This is a genomic window from Arthrobacter sp. C9C5, from assembly GCF_013359735.1.
Taxonomy (GTDB): domain Bacteria; phylum Actinomycetota; class Actinomycetes; order Actinomycetales; family Micrococcaceae; genus Arthrobacter.
In genome coordinates this window covers 1-16,100 of the sequence record NZ_JABFMX010000003.1, presented here as the reverse complement: position 1 = coordinate 16,100, position 16,100 = coordinate 1, and the positions used below count along the sequence as shown (strand labels likewise).

The window sequence follows — 16,100 nt, the reverse complement described above, 5'->3', positions numbered from 1 at the left end:
CGGACGTTAGGCTGGGCACCATGGTTTCCACTCCGCCCAACCCCAATACCACGGACACGCCGGCCGCCGACGCCCCGCCGGTGCAGCGCAAGACGGCCCTGGTCACCGGCGTCGGAAGGCTCGCCGGCATCGGTGCAGGCATCGCGCGGCGGCTGGCCGCGGACGGCTGGGACCTGGTCCTCACCTACTGGCAGGACTACGACACCCGGATGCCCTGGGGCGTGCAGCCGGACGACGTCGAACGCCTCACCGCCGAGCTGCAGGCGACCGGCGCCGCGGTGGTGGCCGTGCCCGCCGACTTCGAGGATCCGCACGCCGTGGACCGGCTGATGGCCGTGGTGGCGGACGACGCCGGCACCCTGCAGGGACTGGTGCTGAGCCACGCCGAATCCGTAGACTCGGGCATCCTGGACACGTCCCTGGAGAGCTTTGAGCGCCACTTCGCCGTCAACACCCGCGCCAGCTGGCAGCTGATCGCCGCATTTGCCCGGCAGGCGCAGGCGGACGGCGGTGCGATCGTGGCGCTGACCAGCGACCACACCGCGTTCAACCTGCCGTACGGGGCGTCCAAGGGTGCGCTGGATCGGATCGTGATCGCGGCCGCAAGGGAGTTGGGCCCGCAGGGGATCAGTGCCAACGTGCTCAACCCGGGGCCGGTCGACACCGGCTGGATGGACCCGCAACTGCGCGAGGACCTGGCCCGCCAGCAGCCCGGCGGCCGGCTCGGCACCCCCGCAGACGTGGCCGGGACGGTGGCGTTCCTGCTCTCACCCGAGGGCCGCTGGGTGTCCGGGCAGCTGGTGAAGGCCGACGGCGGCTTCTCCGCCTGAGGCCGCGCCTCGCCTTTAGCGGAAGGCGGCCAGCCCGGTGATGTGCTGGCCGAGGACGAGGGTGTGCACCTCGTCGGTACCCTCATAGGTGCGCACCGATTCGAGGTTGGCGGCGTGCCGTAGCGGCGAGTAATCCAGGGTGATCCCGTTCCCGCCCAGGATGGTGCGGGCCTCGCGGGCAATCGCGATCGCCTCGCGCACGTTGTTCATTTTGCCCAGCGAAATCTGCTCCGGCCGCAGCTTCCCGGCGTCCTTGAGCCGGCCCAGCTGCAGCGCCAGCAGCGTGCCCTTCTGGATTTCCAGCAGCATGTTCACCAGCTTCTCCTGGGTGAGCTGGTACCCGGCCAGCGGCTTGCCGAACTGCAGCCGTTCCTGCGAGTACCGCAGCGCCGCCTCGTAGGAGTCCCGGGCGGCGCCCATCGCGCCCCACGCGATCCCGTAGCGCGCCTCGTTCAGGCAGCTGAAGGGTCCGCGCAGCCCGAGGGCGGCGGGCAGCTGCGCCTCGGGGCCCAGCCGGACCCCGTCGAAGCTGACATCGCACTGGATCGAGGCGCGCATGGAAAGCTTCTGCCCGATCGGCGTGGCGGTCACCCCCGGGGTGCCGGCGGGCACCAGGAAGCCGCGCACGCCGTCATCGGTCATCGCCCACACCACCAACACGTCCGCGACGGAGGCGAGCCCGATCCAGCGTTTGGCCCCGTCCAAAATCCAGCCGGCGTCATCGCCCGTCCCGTCCCGCCGGGCGAAGGTCTGCATGGCCGCCGGGTCCGAGCCGGCCGTGGGCTCGGTCAGGGCGAAGCAGCCGATCACTTCGCCGGCGGCCATCCGGGGGAGCCACTCCTGCTTCTGCTCCTCCGAGCCCCACAGGTGGATGGCGGTCATGGCGAGGGAGCCCTGCACAGAGACGAAGGTACGGATGCCGGAATCGCCGGCCTCGAGCTCCATCGCGGCAAGGCCGTACTCGACGGCGGAGCGGCCCGGGCAGCCGTAGCCCTCCAGCTGCATCCCCAGCACGCCCAGCTCGCCCAGTTCCGCTGCCAGTTCGAGCGGGAAGACGCCGTCGTCATACCAGGCTGCGATGCCGGGCCGGATCCGCTGGCTGGTGAAATCGCGGACCTTTTCCCGTACGGCCAGCTCCTCGGCGCTCAGCAGGGAATCGATCGCCAGGACATCGGACACGTCTGTTGCTGCAACACTGCTCATGGGAGCATCCTACGTTCCGTCCCGCGCCACCGGCCCTGACCTTCCTGTCCAGTTGCTTCCGGACCCGCGCTCGGAGCGCGGCCGGCACGCGGGTGTCGCGGCCGGGTCGCAGGGTCTGTGGGAAAGTAACCTGGCTGGAGCGTCGCCGCGTGCCCCCGGGCCTACACTGGTGCCATGAACACCGCTTCTGTGCTTGCCGTCTGCCGGGTGCACCAGCTGCTCAGCGACGAGGGAAGGCTGGGCGTGACCGCCATCGACAAGCGTCCCGTGGACGGACCCGTGAAAGTCCACCGGCTGGGCCTCCGCGGTGACATCCAGGCCGACCGCATCGATCACGGCGGCGAAGACCAAGCGCTGTACGCCTATTCCCAGGCCGACGCCGACTACTGGGCTGCGGAACTTGGACGGGACATCCCGCCCGGATATTTTGGCGAGAACCTCCGGGTCGCCGGCATCGACGCCACCAACGCGGTGATCGGCGAACGCTGGAAGATCGGGCTCGACGTCGAAGTGGAAGTCACCTCGCCCCGCCGGCCGTGCAGCACCTTCCAGCGGCGCGTGAACGAACCCCACTGGGTCAAGCGGTTCACCGAGGCCGGACTTGTGGGCACCTACCTGCGCGTGGTGCGCACCGGCAGCATCCAGGCGGGGGACCATATCCACCGGCTCTACGTCCCGGCGCACGGCGTGACGATCGGCAAATGGTTCTGCGACCCCACGGTCCAGGACATGGAGGCGCTGCGGGACGCCGACGCCGATGGCCTGATCCGGCTGCAGCCGGAGTACCGCCAGGAATTCGCGAAGCTGCAGCCGGCGGACTAGCACGTGCTCCGGGCGCGGCCCAGGTCCGGGGGCGCACAGCCCCGGGAGGTGCCGCATGTGCGCAAGGTCACCGCCGCCGTCGGCCTCTGCATTACCACCTGCGCTGCCGCATGCCTTACACTTGAAATATCCCCCACTCCGGAAATCCCTTATTCCTGCCCAATTTTTGAGGCAGGACTGGCAAGTGTTGGGGCCCGCTACTGTGATGCGGGCATTTTCATAGGGAGAGCCGGCTAAAGAAAACGCTGTACAGACTGCTGGGATAGCAGCCAAGAGTTGCAGCGGGAAGTCCTGCCACGGGATTGCGAAAGCGCCGGGCTTCTATGTGACCGGCCGGTCAACGTATGCCCGGCAATTACGGCACGTGTACTGCGGCTCCGCTCACCTCGGGTTGTGCCGCCTGGCCCCTATGGATGAGGAAGATTCCCCTATGCCCGAAAATCAGGACAACTCCGTCGACACCGAAAACACCCAGTCTGACGTCGAGTTCACCGAACCGGCTGCTGCAGAGGCAGCCGACACCACCGCCGAAAAGGCCGCTCACGCCAACGGCGACGACGAAACCGGACTCCGCTTCGTCGACCTCGGCATCGACGCCCGCGTCCTTGCCGCCCTGCAGGACGTCGGCTACGAGAAGCCGTCCCCGATCCAGGCCGCGACGATCCCGCTGCTGCTCGAAGGCCGCGACGTCGTCGGCCTGGCCCAGACCGGCACCGGTAAGACTGCAGCATTCGCAGTACCGGCGCTGTCCCGGCTGGCCGAACTCCACGACCTGAACGGCCCGTCCCGCAAGACGCAGGCCCTGGTCCTGGCTCCGACCCGCGAGCTCGCGCTCCAGGTCGCCGAGGCCTTCACCTCCTACGCCAAGCACATCGACGACTTCACCGTCCTGCCGGTCTACGGCGGCTCCGCCTACGGACCCCAGCTGGCCGGCCTGCGCCGCGGCGCCCAGGTCGTCGTCGGTACCCCCGGCCGTGTGATCGACCACATCGCCAAGGGTTCCCTGGACCTGTCCGAACTCCAGTACCTCGTACTGGATGAGGCCGACGAGATGCTGCGCATGGGCTTCGCCGATGACGTGGAGCAGATCTTCCAGCAGACCCCCGAGGGCCGCCAGGTTGCACTGTTCTCCGCCACCATGCCGAGCCAGATCCGCCGCCTCTCCAAGCAGTACCTGAACAACCCGGCAGAAGTTCAGGTCAAGTCCAAGACCACCACCGGCGCCAATACCCGCCAGCGGTACCTTCAAGTCATGGGCCCGCACAAGCTTGACGCGCTGACCCGCATCCTCGAGGTCGAGGAGTTCGACGGCGTCATCGCCTTCGTCCGCACCAAGATGGCTACCGAGGACCTGGCCGACAAGCTGCGCTCGCGTGGCTTCCAGGCCGCGGCCATCAACGGCGACATCCCGCAGCAGCAGCGTGAGCGCACGGTGGACGCGCTCAAGGAAGGCCGGATCGATATCCTCGTCGCCACCGACGTCGCCGCCCGCGGCCTGGACGTCGAGCGCATCAGCCACGTAATCAACTACGACATCCCGCACGACACCGAGTCCTACGTGCACCGCATCGGCCGCACCGGCCGCGCGGGCCGCTCCGGCGACGCCGTGCTGTTCATGACCCCGCGGGAGAAGTACCTGCTGCGTTCGATCGAAAAGGCAACCCGCCAGCCGGTCGAGCAGATGCACCTGCCTACCGCGGAGACGGTCAACACGCTGCGCCTGGGCAAGTTCGCGGAAAAGATCACCGAGACCCTCGAATCTGAGGACGTCTCGGCGTTCCGTGACCTGATCGCCTCCTACGAGGAAGAGCACAACGTTCCGGCCGCCGAGATTGCCGCCGCACTGGCCGTCATGGCGCAGGGCGGACAGCCGCTCCTGGTCAAGGAACTGCCTGCCGCTCCGGAATTCCAGAAGCGCGAGCGCTCCAAGGACGGCTTCGGCTCCCGCGGCCCGACCCGCACCCTGACCGAGGGCAACGCCACCTACCGGATCGCCGTCGGACGCCGCCAGCGCGTCATGCCGGGATCCATCGTGGGCGCCATCGCCAACGAGGGCGGCATTTCCTCGGCCCAGATCGGCGGCATCGACATCCGCTCGGACCACTCCCTCGTGGAGCTCCCGGCCGACCTGAGCCCCGACCAGCTGAAGGCACTGTCCCGCACCCGGATCGGCGGCGAGCTGATCCACCTCGAGCTGGACAACGGCCGCAAGCCCTCCGGTGACCGCGGCTCCTACCAGGGAACCCGCAGTGGGGACCGGGGCGACCGCGGCGGCTACTCCGGCGGCAGCGGCAACTTCAAGGGCAACGGCGGCTTCAAGCGCGAGTTCCGCAAGAACGACGGCGAGCGTTCCTCCGCTGACCGCGGCGGCCGCTCCTTCAGTGACCGCAACGAGCGCGGCGTCGGCACCGACACCCGCAAGCCCCGCACCGAAGGCGGCTTCAAGCCCCGTAACAAGTGGTAACCACTAGTTACTGAACAGTCCAGGACAGGCCGGCTCGCTTGAGCCGGCCTGTCCTGCGTTAAAGTCCGGACCGGTCCGTCCCGTTCCGGACGCGCGCCGGACCCGCGAGTCGGCTTCGTCACATCGGCGCCATGGAGCGGCCGGAACGGGTCCGCCGGGGAGGCCCCGGGCCCTCTGAGATCCCCGGAACGGCGCGGATTTTGGCTCAGAGGCCGGGGCAGGCCGGCCGATTTGTTGGGAGCCGAATCTTCCGGTAGAGTATTTACTCGTTGCCCCCCTAGCTCAGTGGTAGAGCGCGTTCTTGGTAAGAACGAGGTCACCGGATCGATTCCGGTGGGGGGCTCTGGATGAGGGCCTGCGTCAAGGCGGTTTTGACCGGCTTGACGCAGGTTTTTCTCATTCGTGGCGGTGTAGCTCAGTTGGTTAGAGCGCACGACTCATAATCGTGAGGTCGGGAGATCGAGCCTCCCCACCGCTACCAGATAAGACCCCCGGAATCCTTGAGATTCCGGGGGTCTTTCTGTATCTCTGGATTCGTCACCATCTGCCCCCTCTCGGTGGGAACTAACCGCGTGCCCTGCGCCGAATGCGTCATCCAACGGGTGAGATCTTGAGGCGGTGTGAAAGGCCGTCGGGACATCAGCGGAACCAGCACCAAGTGGGCGAACCACTCCCTTCCGGAAGGTGCAGTCGTTACTCTGAGCCATGGGAGAACCGGATGGCGGCGCAAGCCCTGAGGTCAAGCGCAGGCTCAAGCGCCTTGTCTCTTACGGGTGGGCTCTAGCTTTGGCAATGATCACGCTGAACTTCGTGCCAAGTGACGACGAGCCCTGGGGCTGGGTCAAGCTAGTGGTCCTTGCTGTTGGGACCACGGTCTTCCTAATCTGGGTGACCCGGTTTTCGTTGTGGCAACGGGATGAGTATTGGCGCGAACGCGGGAAGGATCCTAAGCATCCGGGTCGATTTCCCAGCGACCCGCTGTTATGACCACAGGCTACACAAAGTCGCCGTGGGCCCAGCCGGCGGTCCCTGTCCCGCCGTTGCTCTGTCACTTGTGGCTGTTCTGCCGCACCCATAACGGCCAAAAGTGATAGCGCAACGCGGCCCAATGGCTGCATACCGGGTGCGGCGACGGGGCTCTGTGGGACAGAATGGAACGATGACGCGAATCGCAATCATCGGCGGCCACGGAAAAGTGGCTTTGGAACTGTCCGGCATCCTCTCGAAAGACGGAGCCGAGGTGACCTCCATCATCCGCAACCCGGACCATCGCGAGGACGTGGCGGCCACCGGCGCCACCCCGCTGGTACTGGACGTGGAAAAGGCAACGACGGCGGAGATCGCCGAAGCGTTGAAGGGCCACGACGCCGTGGTGTGGTCCGCCGGCGCGGGCGGCGGCAGCCCCGAGCGCACCTACGCCGTGGACCGGGACGCGGCCATCCGCTCGATCGACGCCGCGGGCCAGGCCGGCGTCCGGCGCTACGTTATGGTCTCCTACCTCGGCGCCGGGCCGGACCATGGAGTCCCCGCGGACAACAGCTTCCACGCCTACGCCGAGGCCAAGGCCGCCGCGGACACCTACCTGCGCGGCAGCGGCCTGGACTGGACCATCCTGGGCCCCGGTGCCCTGACCGACGGTCCGGGCAACGGACTGCTGGACGTCAACCCCACAGACACCTCGGACGGAACCGGCACCTCGCGCTCCAACGTGGCGCTCGTCGCCGCGGCGGTGCTTGGTCTGCCGCGGACCGCAGGCCGGACCATCGAGTTCCGGGACGGAACCCTGCCGCTCGCGGCAGCCCTCGAACCGGCGAACTAAACCTGTGAGATAGTCCGCCGGGCTAAATCGGCGAACCAGCGCCCCGATAGGGTGGTGGGGGCGGCCGCCGCGTCGATCACCGTGTCCCGGCCGCCGTCACCCCGGGGGCCTGGCTCATGATCCCGGGCATCGGCATCGGCATCCCGGCCGCGATCGCGCTGGGCGCCATGGCGGCGCCGCCCGATCCCGTGGCGGTGGACTCCATCGCAGGCCGGGTCCACATGCCGTGCCGGCTCATCACGGTCCTGTAGAGCGAGGGCCTTCAACGACGCGGCCGCCATCCTCATTTTCCAGGCGGCCGTCGCGGCCTCCGTTTCCGGCAGCAGGGTGGGGCCGACGTCGTGCTCCAGTTCGCCGTAGGGGCGGCACTTGCCGTCGGCGTCGGGATAGGCATGGGCTGGCTTACGCGCCTCATCACGCGTCTGGTGCACTCGATGGTAGCCCGCAGCGCGGACACGCTGGTGGTCCCGTTTGCCGCCTACATCCTCGCTGAGGAGGTGCACGCCTCCGGCGTGATCGCCGTCGTCGTCACGGCCCTGGAGATCCAGCGGCATTCTCGGCCGCAGGAAGCCGCCGAGCGGGTCACCCGCACGGCGTTCTAGGATGCGAAGGAGGTCCTGATCCTGACATGGTGCGGCATGCGCGGCCTGGCCACCCTGGCGCTGGCGCTGGCCCTCCCGGCCACCCTGGCCGACGGGACCCCGTTCCCGGCCCGCAGCGGGCTGCTGGTGATTGCGTGCGCCGTGCTGCTGGCCACACTTGTGCTGCCGGGCCCGACGCTGCCGTGGCTGATGCGGGTCCTGAAGGCCTCGGAGGACGGGAGGACGGGTCGGTGGAGCGCGACGCCGCCCGCCTGCTGGCCTCCCGGGCGCAGCAGGCGGCGATTGCGGCGCTGAAGGACAACGAGCTAATGAAGGTGTTGCCGCAGGAAAAGGTGGCCCTGGTCAAAGAGAAGATGACCCGGCTGTACGCCGAACTCCTGGACGGCAGCCTGCGGAACGAGAGCGTCGCCGAAAAACGCAAGCGCGTCGCGAGCAGGCTATTGCCGTCCAGGCCATCGCGCTGGACGCCGCGCGTCAGGTCGTGGCGGCCGGAACGAACCCGACATGGACCCGGAGGTCGCGGAACGGGTGCTGCGCCAGCTGGAGCTGCGCACCATGATTATGCCGGAGTAGTGACCGGGGACGGGCGGTTGGCGTTCTAGCAAGGCCAACCGCCCGTCAATTCCGGGCTAGGGCGTGACCACGCTGCCTTGCGCGGCAGACCACGTGATGGTGCCTTTTTGGAACCGCTGGCTGCAGGCACCGTCGGCCAGGCCGCACACCTCAGGGGCAGCCGGGTAGCCGAGCCGTCCCCGTTCGTACCCGAGGCTGGCCCAGGTTGCGCGGATCGGACCGGTGGTGGCGAACGCGCCCACGCCCGGTGCCCAGTGGACGGAACCGCCCTGGAACATCTGGTAGCAGCCGCCGTTGAGCAGGCCGCAGGTTTCCTTGCCGGACGGGTAGCCGAGCTTGCCGCGTTCGTAGCCGAGGCTGCCCCAGGTGGAGCGTATGCCGCCCCAGGTGGCGTAGGCGCCGGTGCGGGGCGACCAGTGGATGGTGCCGCCCTGGAAGGACTGGTAGCAGCCGCCGTTGACCAGGCCGCAGACTTCCTTGCCGGACGGGTAGCCGAGCTTGCCGCGTTCGTAGCTCAGGCTGCCCCAGGTGGAGCGTATGCCGCCCCAGGTGGCGTGGGCGCCGGTGCGGGAGGACCAGTGGATGTCCCCGCCCTGGAACTTCTGGTAGCAGCCGCCATTGACCAGCCCGCAGACTTCATTGCCCGTCGGGTAGCCGAGCTTGCCGTTTTCCGCGCCGAGCCCGGCCCAAGTGGAGCGGATGCCGCCCCAGGTGGCGCGGGCGCCGGTGCCGGGCGACCAGTGGATGGTGCCGCCCTGGAACTTCTGGGAGCAGCCGCCGTTAGCCAGTCCGCAGACCTCGTTGGCCGCGGGGTATCCGAGTTTGCCCTGCGTGGCCCCCAGACTGGCCCAGGCGGCGCCGATCGGCCCCGCGGTGGCGACGGCACCGGACGCGGCGGTCCAGCGGATGAGGCCGCCCTGGAACCGCTGATCGCAGGTGTCCGGCTGTGCACATACGACGTTGCCGGCGGGGTAGCCGAGCTTTCCGGTTTCGTACCCGCGGGCGGCCCAGGCGGCACGGATCGGACCCCAGGTGGCGAAGGCGCCGATGCCGGGAGCATAGTGGATCGCACCGCCCTGGAACTTCTGCGAACAGCCGCCATTGACCAGCCCGCAGGTTTCGTTGGCGGTGGGGTAGCCGAGTCTTCCGTTTTCGTAGCCCATCTTTCCCCAGGTGCTGCGGATGGCGCCCAGGGTAGCGACGGCGCCCGTGGCCGACGTCCAGTGGATGGTGCCGCCCTCGAAGGACTGGTAGCAGCCGCCGCCGGCCAGTCCGCAGCTTTCCTTGCCTGCCGGATATCCCAGTTTGCCGCGTTCGTAGCCCAGCGCCGCCCAAGTGGCGCGGATGGCGCCCCAGGTGGGGACGGCTCCGGTGGCCGGTGACCAGTGGATGGTGCCGCCCTGGAACTTCTGGTAGCAGCCGCCATTGACCAGGCCGCAGGTTTCGTTGCCCAAGGGATAGCCGAGCTTGCCGGTTTCGGAGCCCGTGCCGGCCCAGGCGGTACGGATGCCGCCCAGGAGCGCGAAGGCCCCGGTGCTGCTGGTCCAGTCGATGGCGCCGTTCTGGAAGGACTGGGAGCAGCCGCCGCCGGCCAGCCCGCAGCGCTGGGCCCCGGTCGGGTAGCCGAGCTTGCCCTTTTCGTAGCCCAGCGCGCCCCAGGCCGCCTTGATTGCACCGAGGGTTGCGACCGCGCCGGTGCGGGGGCTCCAGTGCACGGAACCGCCCTGGAAGTTCCGGTAGCAGCCGCCGCCGGCGAGGCCGCAGCCGACGGCGGTCGTCGGGCTGCCGAGGGCAGGCGTGGCTGCGGCCGCTGCGGCGATGGCCTTGCCGACTATCGAGGCCAGCGACTCGACGGTCACGGAGGCGGACGTGGACCCGATTCCGTCGATCCGCACGCGCGTGCCGGCGTGGGTGGTGAACGTCTGCCCGGCCTGCCAGGCCTGGCGGGAGTTGTAGAAACCGTCGAAGGGCCGGGAGTCGGGCAGCAGGATCAGCGAGCCCGCCCCGAGCTGCTGGACAATCTTGACGCCGCTGTTGAGGTAAACGGCCTTGGCGGTGTCGTAGCTGACCGGCAGCCGCAGTTCGAGGAAATACACTTCGCCGCTGACGGCATCCCGGAACTTCACGGCCCGCCTTGCGGCGGTGCCGGCCCAGGCCGTCAGGGAAATCTTCTTCGCATCGGTGACGGTGCCGGCGTCGATGATTTCATCGCCGCGGCCGAAGCCGCCGTAGGCCCACAGGGTCGAGCTGATCGTGGGCTGGGAGGTCTGGGAGACGCCCATCAGGTCCAGGCTGTCGCCGTATTCACGGATGTAGCAGCTGCCGTCGGCGAATGTACCGTCCGCGTTTGTGGCGACATCCTGGGCACCGCTTCCGCACTGCAGGGCGTTTGCGTGCATCAGGCCGAGCACGTGTCCGAATTCGTGCGTCAGGACGCTGTTGGTCAGTGACGCCGGGAGCGGCATGATGACCCGGCCGCTGGTGCCCTGGTAGCTCCAGCCGGCACCGTAGGCTCCGTCCGACAGCGTGGGGCTGGAGACGAAGACGACGAGGGCGGTGTAAGGGTTGGGAGTCCAGCCGAGCTCATTGGAGATCGTGGTCATCATGTCCGGGTAGCTCTGGCCGGAAGTGGCCTTGCTGTTGCGGCTTTCAACCTTGGTCACGGTCATCGACAACCGCCCGTTGGACATGGTCTTCCAGTAGTTGCTGCTGGTGCTGATGGCGGCTTTTGCCGCGTCCAGCGGGATGGTCGCCTTCCGGTCCGCCAGCTGAACCAGGACCAGGCGCACCTTGATGTCGCCGGACCGGGCCAGCGAGTAGGACTCAGTAGTCAGCGACTTAGCCGCCGCGCCGGCGGGCGCACCCTTTTTGCCGACGGGGGGCGGATTTTCGAACGTGTGCGCAATGAACGGCTCGTCGGAGCCGGCCACCGGGAGGGACTCAATCGTCGTCTGCGACGACCCGGCCGTGGCGGAGGGACTTGGCGTCTGCTGGACCACCGTCGGCTGGACAGTCGTCACGCCGGGAGCCGGGGTGGCACTTGCGGGCGTCGGCGTTGGAGTTGCCGCCGGAGCCGCCGGCGCCGTGGTGACAGTGTCCGTCGCGTTCGGCGCCGGCTCCGCGAAGGCCGGCGCCGTTCCGAGAGCCGGGACCGAAGTCAGAGCAAGGACAAGCGCGGCAAGCAACGCAGTCTTCATCCGTAAAGAGTTCACGTTCATCTTTCATGAGACCGCCGCCCAGCGGACTGGTCAGCTGAGCGGCCGCAAGTGACCAGAGTGACGTAAGTCTACGGATGGGATAGCGCAATATCATTAAACCTGCGCCAAACTTTCGAGTTGGGTATCCAATCGTTGCCGAATCTTGAGCTGGCCTTCATGGGCAAAACAGCGGCCCGGAGACCTCGTCAGTCGGCCAGTTCCAGTTCCAGGGCGTTGGCCTCGACGAAGTCCAGGGCGTGCCGGACGGCGCCCACCGTGACGATCGTGTCGCCCAGCGGCGAGACCGTGACGCGCGGGGGAGTGGCGGTGAAACGCGGCAGCGCGGCGGTGATGCCGGGCACCAGTGCGCCGGCCGAATCCGCGACGGCGCCGCCGATCACCACCTGCTCCGGGTTGATCAGGCTTGCGATGGCAGCGATTACCCGGGCCATCCGCTCCGAGAGCCGGACCAGGATCGCGAGGGCCGCGGCGTCCCCGGCCGCGGCGTCCTCAAACACGCGCCGGGCACTCGCTTCGCCGCCGTCGGCCGGTCCGCCGCCCGCTGCCTGCCACTGCCGGGCCAGGCTCGCGATGCCGTCGCTGGATCCGACGCCCTCAACCATGTCCAGGAAGCCCATTTCACCGGCACCGCCGCCACGGCCGTGCAGCAGCCGTCCGGACTCCAGCACGCCCGCACCGAGCCGCTCGCCGGCCAGGAGCACCACGAGGTCATCCACGCCGGCACCGGATCCGCGCCAGCGTTCACCGAGTGCGGCCAGGTTGGCATCGTTCTCCAGCAGCACGGTCCAGCCGTGGAGGTCCTGCAGGGCCGAGCGGAGCCCGACGTCGAACAGGCTCCAGAAGTGCTGGGCGGCCAGCACGTTGCCGCCGCGGTCCACCGGAGCGGCGATGCCTGCACCCACGGCCAGAACCTTGCCCGGGACCTCACCGGCGGCCTCCAGCGCCTCTCGGCAGGCCCGGTCGACGACGCCGATCCGCTCCGCGGCGGGGATGTCCGCGGCACGGAAACTCCCGCTGGCGCGGCCGAGGACCGTGCCCCGGAGGTCCGCGACGGCCGCCGTGGTGGTGGCGGCGCCGATGTCGATGCCGAGTACGACGCCGGCCCTCGCCCGGAGCTCGAAACGCCGCGCAGGCCGTCCCTTCTGCGGGTTTCCTGCGGCGGGAGCGTCCGTCCGCGGGGCGTCCAGTTCACGGATCCAGCCGCGCCGGATCAGGTCCTCGCAGACGGCAATCACGGAGGCCCGGGTGAGTCCGGTCCCTGCCATCAGTTCCGTGCCGGTGGCCACCTCGGTGCTCCGGATAGCGGCAAGCACCGCCTGGGCGTTGACGCGGCGCAGCAGTTGGGGGGTCGCGGCGCCCTGCGGCTTCTTTGGAATCTTGACCTCCCTGTGAGTGCGGACCCATAATTGAACTTGCATTAGATTTAGCTTGTATCTAAATTATCAGACTCGCTTTTGTCAGACACCGCTTTTATCAGACACCGCTCCCCAGCCCCGAAGGATTCACCTTGTCGAACACCGCCACGCTGGCAACCCTGTCCGGTTCCGACCTCGCCGCAGACCCCAACTGGTGGCGCCAGGCCTCTGTGTACCAGATCTACCCGCGCAGCTTCGCCGATTCGAACGGTGACGGCCTGGGCGACATCAAGGGCATCACCGCCAAGGTCCCGTACCTGAAGGCGCTCGGGATCGACGCCGTCTGGCTCTCCCCGTTCTACCCGTCGGCGCTCGCCGACGGCGGCTACGACGTCGACGACTACCGCGACGTCGACCCCAAGCTCGGCACGCTGGCGGACTTCGATGAGATGTCCGCCGCGCTGCACGCCGCCGGCATCAAGCTGATTGCGGACATCGTCCCGAACCACTCCTCCAACCGCCACGTGTGGTTCCAGGAAGCCCTCGCCTCCCCCCGCGGCTCGGCCGCCCGGGAGCGTTATATCTTCCGCGACGGCAAGGGTGAGCACGGCGAGATCCCGCCGTCGGACTGGGAGTCCGTCTTCGGCGGCCCGGCCTGGGAGCGCATCACCGAACCGGACGGCACCCCCGGCCAGTGGTACATGCACATCTTCGCCAAGGAGCAGCCGGACCTGAACTGGTCCAACCGCGAGATCCGCGACGATTTCCTCAAGACCCTGCGCTTCTGGTCGGACCGCGGCGTGGACGGCTTCCGCGTCGACGTCGCGCACGCCCTGACCAAGGACCTCACCGAGCCGCTGCTGTCCAAGGTCGAGCTGAGCGAGGCCAACAGCGGCACCGACGGCTTCGATGACGGCTCGCACCCGTTCTGGGACCGCGACGAGGTGCACGAGATCTACGTCGAATGGCGCGAGGTCTTCAACGAGTACAACCCGCCGCGCACCGCCGTCGCCGAGGCCTGGGTGCACGCCTCCCGCCGCGCCCGCTACGCCAGCCCGGAGGGGCTGGGCCAGGCCTTCAACTTCGACCTGCTGCAGGCCGACTTCGACGCCGACGAGTTCCGCGAAATCATCACCCGCAACCTCGCCGAGGCCACCGAGTCCGGCGCCTCCTCCACCTGGGTCTTCTCCAACCACGACGTCGTCCGGCACGCCACCCGCTACGGCCTGCCCAAGGGCGGCGGACGGCACGCCAAGGGCCAGGACGGCAAGGGCTGGCTGCTGGCCGGCGCCCCGGCCGAGGAGCTCGACGTCGAACTGGGCCTGCGCCGTGCCCGCGCCGCAACCCTGCTGATGCTGGCCCTGCCCGGCTCGGCCTACCTCTACCAGGGCGAGGAGCTGGGCCTGCAGGAAGTCGCCGAGATCCCGGACTCCGAACGCCAGGACCCCACCTTCTTCCGCAACAAGGGCGTCGAGATCGGCCGCGACGGCTGCCGGGTGCCGCTGCCCTGGGCCCCGGAAGGCTCCTCCTTCGGCTTCGGCGACGGCGACGCCCACCTGCCGCAGCCGGCCTGGTTCGGCCGCTACGCCGTTGCGGCCCAGGACGGGACCGAAGGCTCCACCCTGGAGTTCTACCGCAAGGCCCTGAAGCTGCGCCGCGAGCTGCAGACCTCGGAGGAGCTGGAATGGCTGGGGACCGGCCACGCCGACGTGCTGCACTTCCGCCGCCACGGCGGCTGGCAGTCCGTAACCAACTTCGGGGACGACGCCGTCGAACTGCCCGCCGGCGAGGTGCTGGTCAGCAGCGGCCCGCTGGACGGCCAGCTGCTCCCGGGCAACACCACCGTTTGGCTTCGGTGAGTTCCGCGTCCGGTGAGGCCACGGGGCAGCCGGGGCGGCCCGGGCAGGAACTGAACCCCACCCAGGAGCTGATTTATGGCTGCATGGGCCTGGGTGGCAGCTGGTCGTCGGAGCCGTACTCGTCCGCGCACGTGGACGAGGCGGCTGCGGCTGTCGACGCCGCCCTCGATGCCGGCATCACGCTGTTCGACCACGCCGACATCTACCGCAACGGCAAGGCCGAGGCGGTCTTCGGCGAGGTGATGGCGCGGACCCCCGGCCTACGCGAGCGGATCCGGCTGCAGACCAAATGCGGCATCCGGCTGGGCGAGCAGGGCCTCGATGCGTTCTACGACCTGAGCCGGGACGGCATTCTGGACCGGGTCAACGACAGCCTGTCCCGGCTGCGGACGGACTACGTGGACGTGCTGATGCTGCACCGCCCGGACCCGCTGCTGGATCCTGCCGAGGTGGCGTCCGCCATCGGGCAGCTCATGGCGGAGGGCAAGGTCCGCGCGGTGGGTGTCTCCAACATGTCGGCACCGCAGATTGAGTTGCTGCAGGACCGGCTCGAGGTGCCCGTGGTGGCCAACCAGCTGGAAATGAGCCTCTCCGCGCGGGCCTGGCTGGAGAGCACCGTGCTGGTCAACCACGCCGAGGGAACGGACTACAGCTTCCCGCACGGCACCGTGGAGCACTGCGTCCGGCACGGCATCACCCTGCAGGCCTACGGCGCGCTCTCCCGCGGGCTCTACACCGGGGCGCCGGCGGCGAACCCGAGCGCCGCGGAGGAGGCCACCGCGGCCCTCGTCGCCGAGCTGGCTGCGGAGAAGGGCGCCACGGTCGAGGCTGTGCTGCTGGGCTGGCTGATGAAGCACCCGGCCGGAATTTCCCCCGTGATCGGCACCGCCAAGCCGGACCGGATCCGGGCCTGCGCCGGCGCCGCCGAAGTGGCCTCGGCCATGACGCGCACCGAGTGGTACCGGCTCTGGATCACGGCCCGGGGCAGCAACATCCCCTAGGCACGCACCGGCCGCGGCCGTGGTCGTGCCCCGCCCAACTGGCTCGCCGTTGTTGTCGTTATGAGCGCTCAAAAAGACAACAACTGCGAGTCAGTTGGGGTCCGCGGGTGATTTTGGTCGTATTGGTCGCCCTAAACGGAGGTATTACTTGGCGGCGGGCGGCCCCGGGCGGCTAGCGTAGAGGCATGACCTCTACCACCACCGCCGGGATCGTCCGGCCCCAGCGCAACGTCCCGGCCGAAATCGCCCGCTCCTGGCTGCTGGTCAACGCCATGAAGCCGGAACTCTTCGGACAGTCGGCGGAGTCCCGCGCGGACGCCATCATCCTGGACATCGAAGACGCGGTGGATCCCT

The 16,100-nt window shown here is 68.7% G+C and carries 9 protein-coding genes, 2 tRNA genes and 2 pseudogenes; 10 read left to right on the top strand and 3 right to left on the bottom strand.

Going from position 1 to position 16,100, the window contains the following annotated elements; translation table 11 throughout:
- Window positions 1-20 precede the first annotated feature (20 nt).
- Window positions 21-830, top strand: coding sequence for an SDR family oxidoreductase (locus HNO80_RS02820; protein ID WP_249777133.1), 810 nt, complete (start codon window positions 21-23; stop codon window positions 828-830).
- A 15-nt stretch (window positions 831-845) separates the two neighbouring features.
- On the opposite strand, the gene HNO80_RS02815 is transcribed toward HNO80_RS02820, so the two are convergent.
- Window positions 846-2,033 (bottom strand): acyl-CoA dehydrogenase family protein, encoded by a 1,188-nt coding sequence (locus HNO80_RS02815; protein WP_175321330.1) that lies wholly within the window; start codon window positions 2,031-2,033, stop codon window positions 846-848.
- A 174-nt stretch (window positions 2,034-2,207) separates the two neighbouring features.
- On the opposite strand from HNO80_RS02815, the gene HNO80_RS02810 reads away from it, so the two are divergent.
- The 6 genes and pseudogenes from HNO80_RS02810 to HNO80_RS18125 all read left to right on the top strand — a co-directional run.
- A complete protein-coding gene (locus HNO80_RS02810) occupies window positions 2,208-2,855 on the top strand; it encodes an MOSC domain-containing protein (RefSeq protein WP_175321329.1) in 648 nt (215 codons plus the stop codon).
- A 430-nt stretch (window positions 2,856-3,285) separates the two neighbouring features.
- Window positions 3,286-5,319, top strand: a complete 2,034-nt coding sequence (locus HNO80_RS02805) for a DEAD/DEAH box helicase (protein ID WP_175321328.1) — start codon at window positions 3,286-3,288, stop codon at window positions 5,317-5,319.
- Between the two features lie 271 nt (window positions 5,320-5,590).
- Window positions 5,591-5,662, top strand: a tRNA-Thr gene (locus HNO80_RS02800).
- 61 nt (window positions 5,663-5,723) lie between these two features.
- A tRNA-Met gene (locus HNO80_RS02795) sits at window positions 5,724-5,800 on the top strand.
- A 678-nt stretch (window positions 5,801-6,478) separates the two neighbouring features.
- Window positions 6,479-7,138: an SDR family oxidoreductase gene (locus HNO80_RS02790; RefSeq protein ID WP_175321327.1), complete on the top strand. Its 660-nt coding sequence runs from the start codon at window positions 6,479-6,481 to the stop codon at window positions 7,136-7,138.
- A gap of 89 nt (window positions 7,139-7,227) precedes the next feature.
- Window positions 7,228-8,313, top strand: a pseudogene (locus tag HNO80_RS18125) (cation:proton antiporter domain-containing protein); the annotation flags it as partial.
- Window positions 8,314-8,369: 56 nt separating this feature from the next.
- On the opposite strand, the gene HNO80_RS02780 reads toward HNO80_RS18125, so the two are convergent.
- A complete protein-coding gene (locus HNO80_RS02780; RefSeq protein ID WP_175321326.1) occupies window positions 8,370-11,510 on the bottom strand; it encodes a M43 family zinc metalloprotease in 3,141 nt (1,046 codons plus the stop codon).
- 206 nt (window positions 11,511-11,716) lie between these two features.
- Window positions 11,717-12,949 carry an ROK family protein gene (locus tag HNO80_RS02775; RefSeq protein ID WP_175321325.1) on the bottom strand — a complete coding sequence of 411 codons (1,233 nt, stop codon included), beginning with the start codon at window positions 12,947-12,949 and terminating at the stop codon, window positions 11,717-11,719.
- A gap of 89 nt (window positions 12,950-13,038) precedes the next feature.
- Here HNO80_RS02775 and HNO80_RS02770 point away from each other — a divergent pair, with 89 nt between their 5' ends.
- The 3 genes and pseudogenes from HNO80_RS02770 to HNO80_RS17875 all read left to right on the top strand — a co-directional run.
- On the top strand, window positions 13,039-14,745 hold the full coding sequence (locus HNO80_RS02770; protein ID WP_175321324.1) for a glycoside hydrolase family 13 protein: 1,707 nt from the start codon (window positions 13,039-13,041) through the stop codon (window positions 14,743-14,745).
- 50 nt (window positions 14,746-14,795) lie between these two features.
- A complete protein-coding gene (locus tag HNO80_RS02765; RefSeq protein WP_175321521.1) occupies window positions 14,796-15,746 on the top strand; it encodes an aldo/keto reductase in 951 nt (316 codons plus the stop codon).
- A gap of 185 nt (window positions 15,747-15,931) precedes the next feature.
- Window positions 15,932-16,100: pseudogene (locus HNO80_RS17875) on the top strand (CoA ester lyase); the annotation flags it as partial.

Coding starts and splice junctions, on each gene's coding strand:
- HNO80_RS02780 (WP_175321326.1), bottom strand. CDS start 11,510: ATGAAGACTGCGTTGCTTGCCGCGCTTGTCCTTGCTCTGACTTCGGTC.
- HNO80_RS02805 (WP_175321328.1), top strand. CDS start 3,286: ATGCCCGAAAATCAGGACAACTCCGTCGACACCGAAAACACCCAGTCT.
- HNO80_RS02820 (WP_249777133.1), top strand. CDS start 21: ATGGTTTCCACTCCGCCCAACCCCAATACCACGGACACGCCGGCCGCC.
- HNO80_RS02790 (WP_175321327.1), top strand. CDS start 6,479: ATGACGCGAATCGCAATCATCGGCGGCCACGGAAAAGTGGCTTTGGAA.
- HNO80_RS02810 (WP_175321329.1), top strand. CDS start 2,208: ATGAACACCGCTTCTGTGCTTGCCGTCTGCCGGGTGCACCAGCTGCTC.
- HNO80_RS02815 (WP_175321330.1), bottom strand. CDS start 2,033: ATGAGCAGTGTTGCAGCAACAGACGTGTCCGATGTCCTGGCGATCGAT.
- HNO80_RS02775 (WP_175321325.1), bottom strand. CDS start 12,949: ATGCAAGTTCAATTATGGGTCCGCACTCACAGGGAGGTCAAGATTCCA.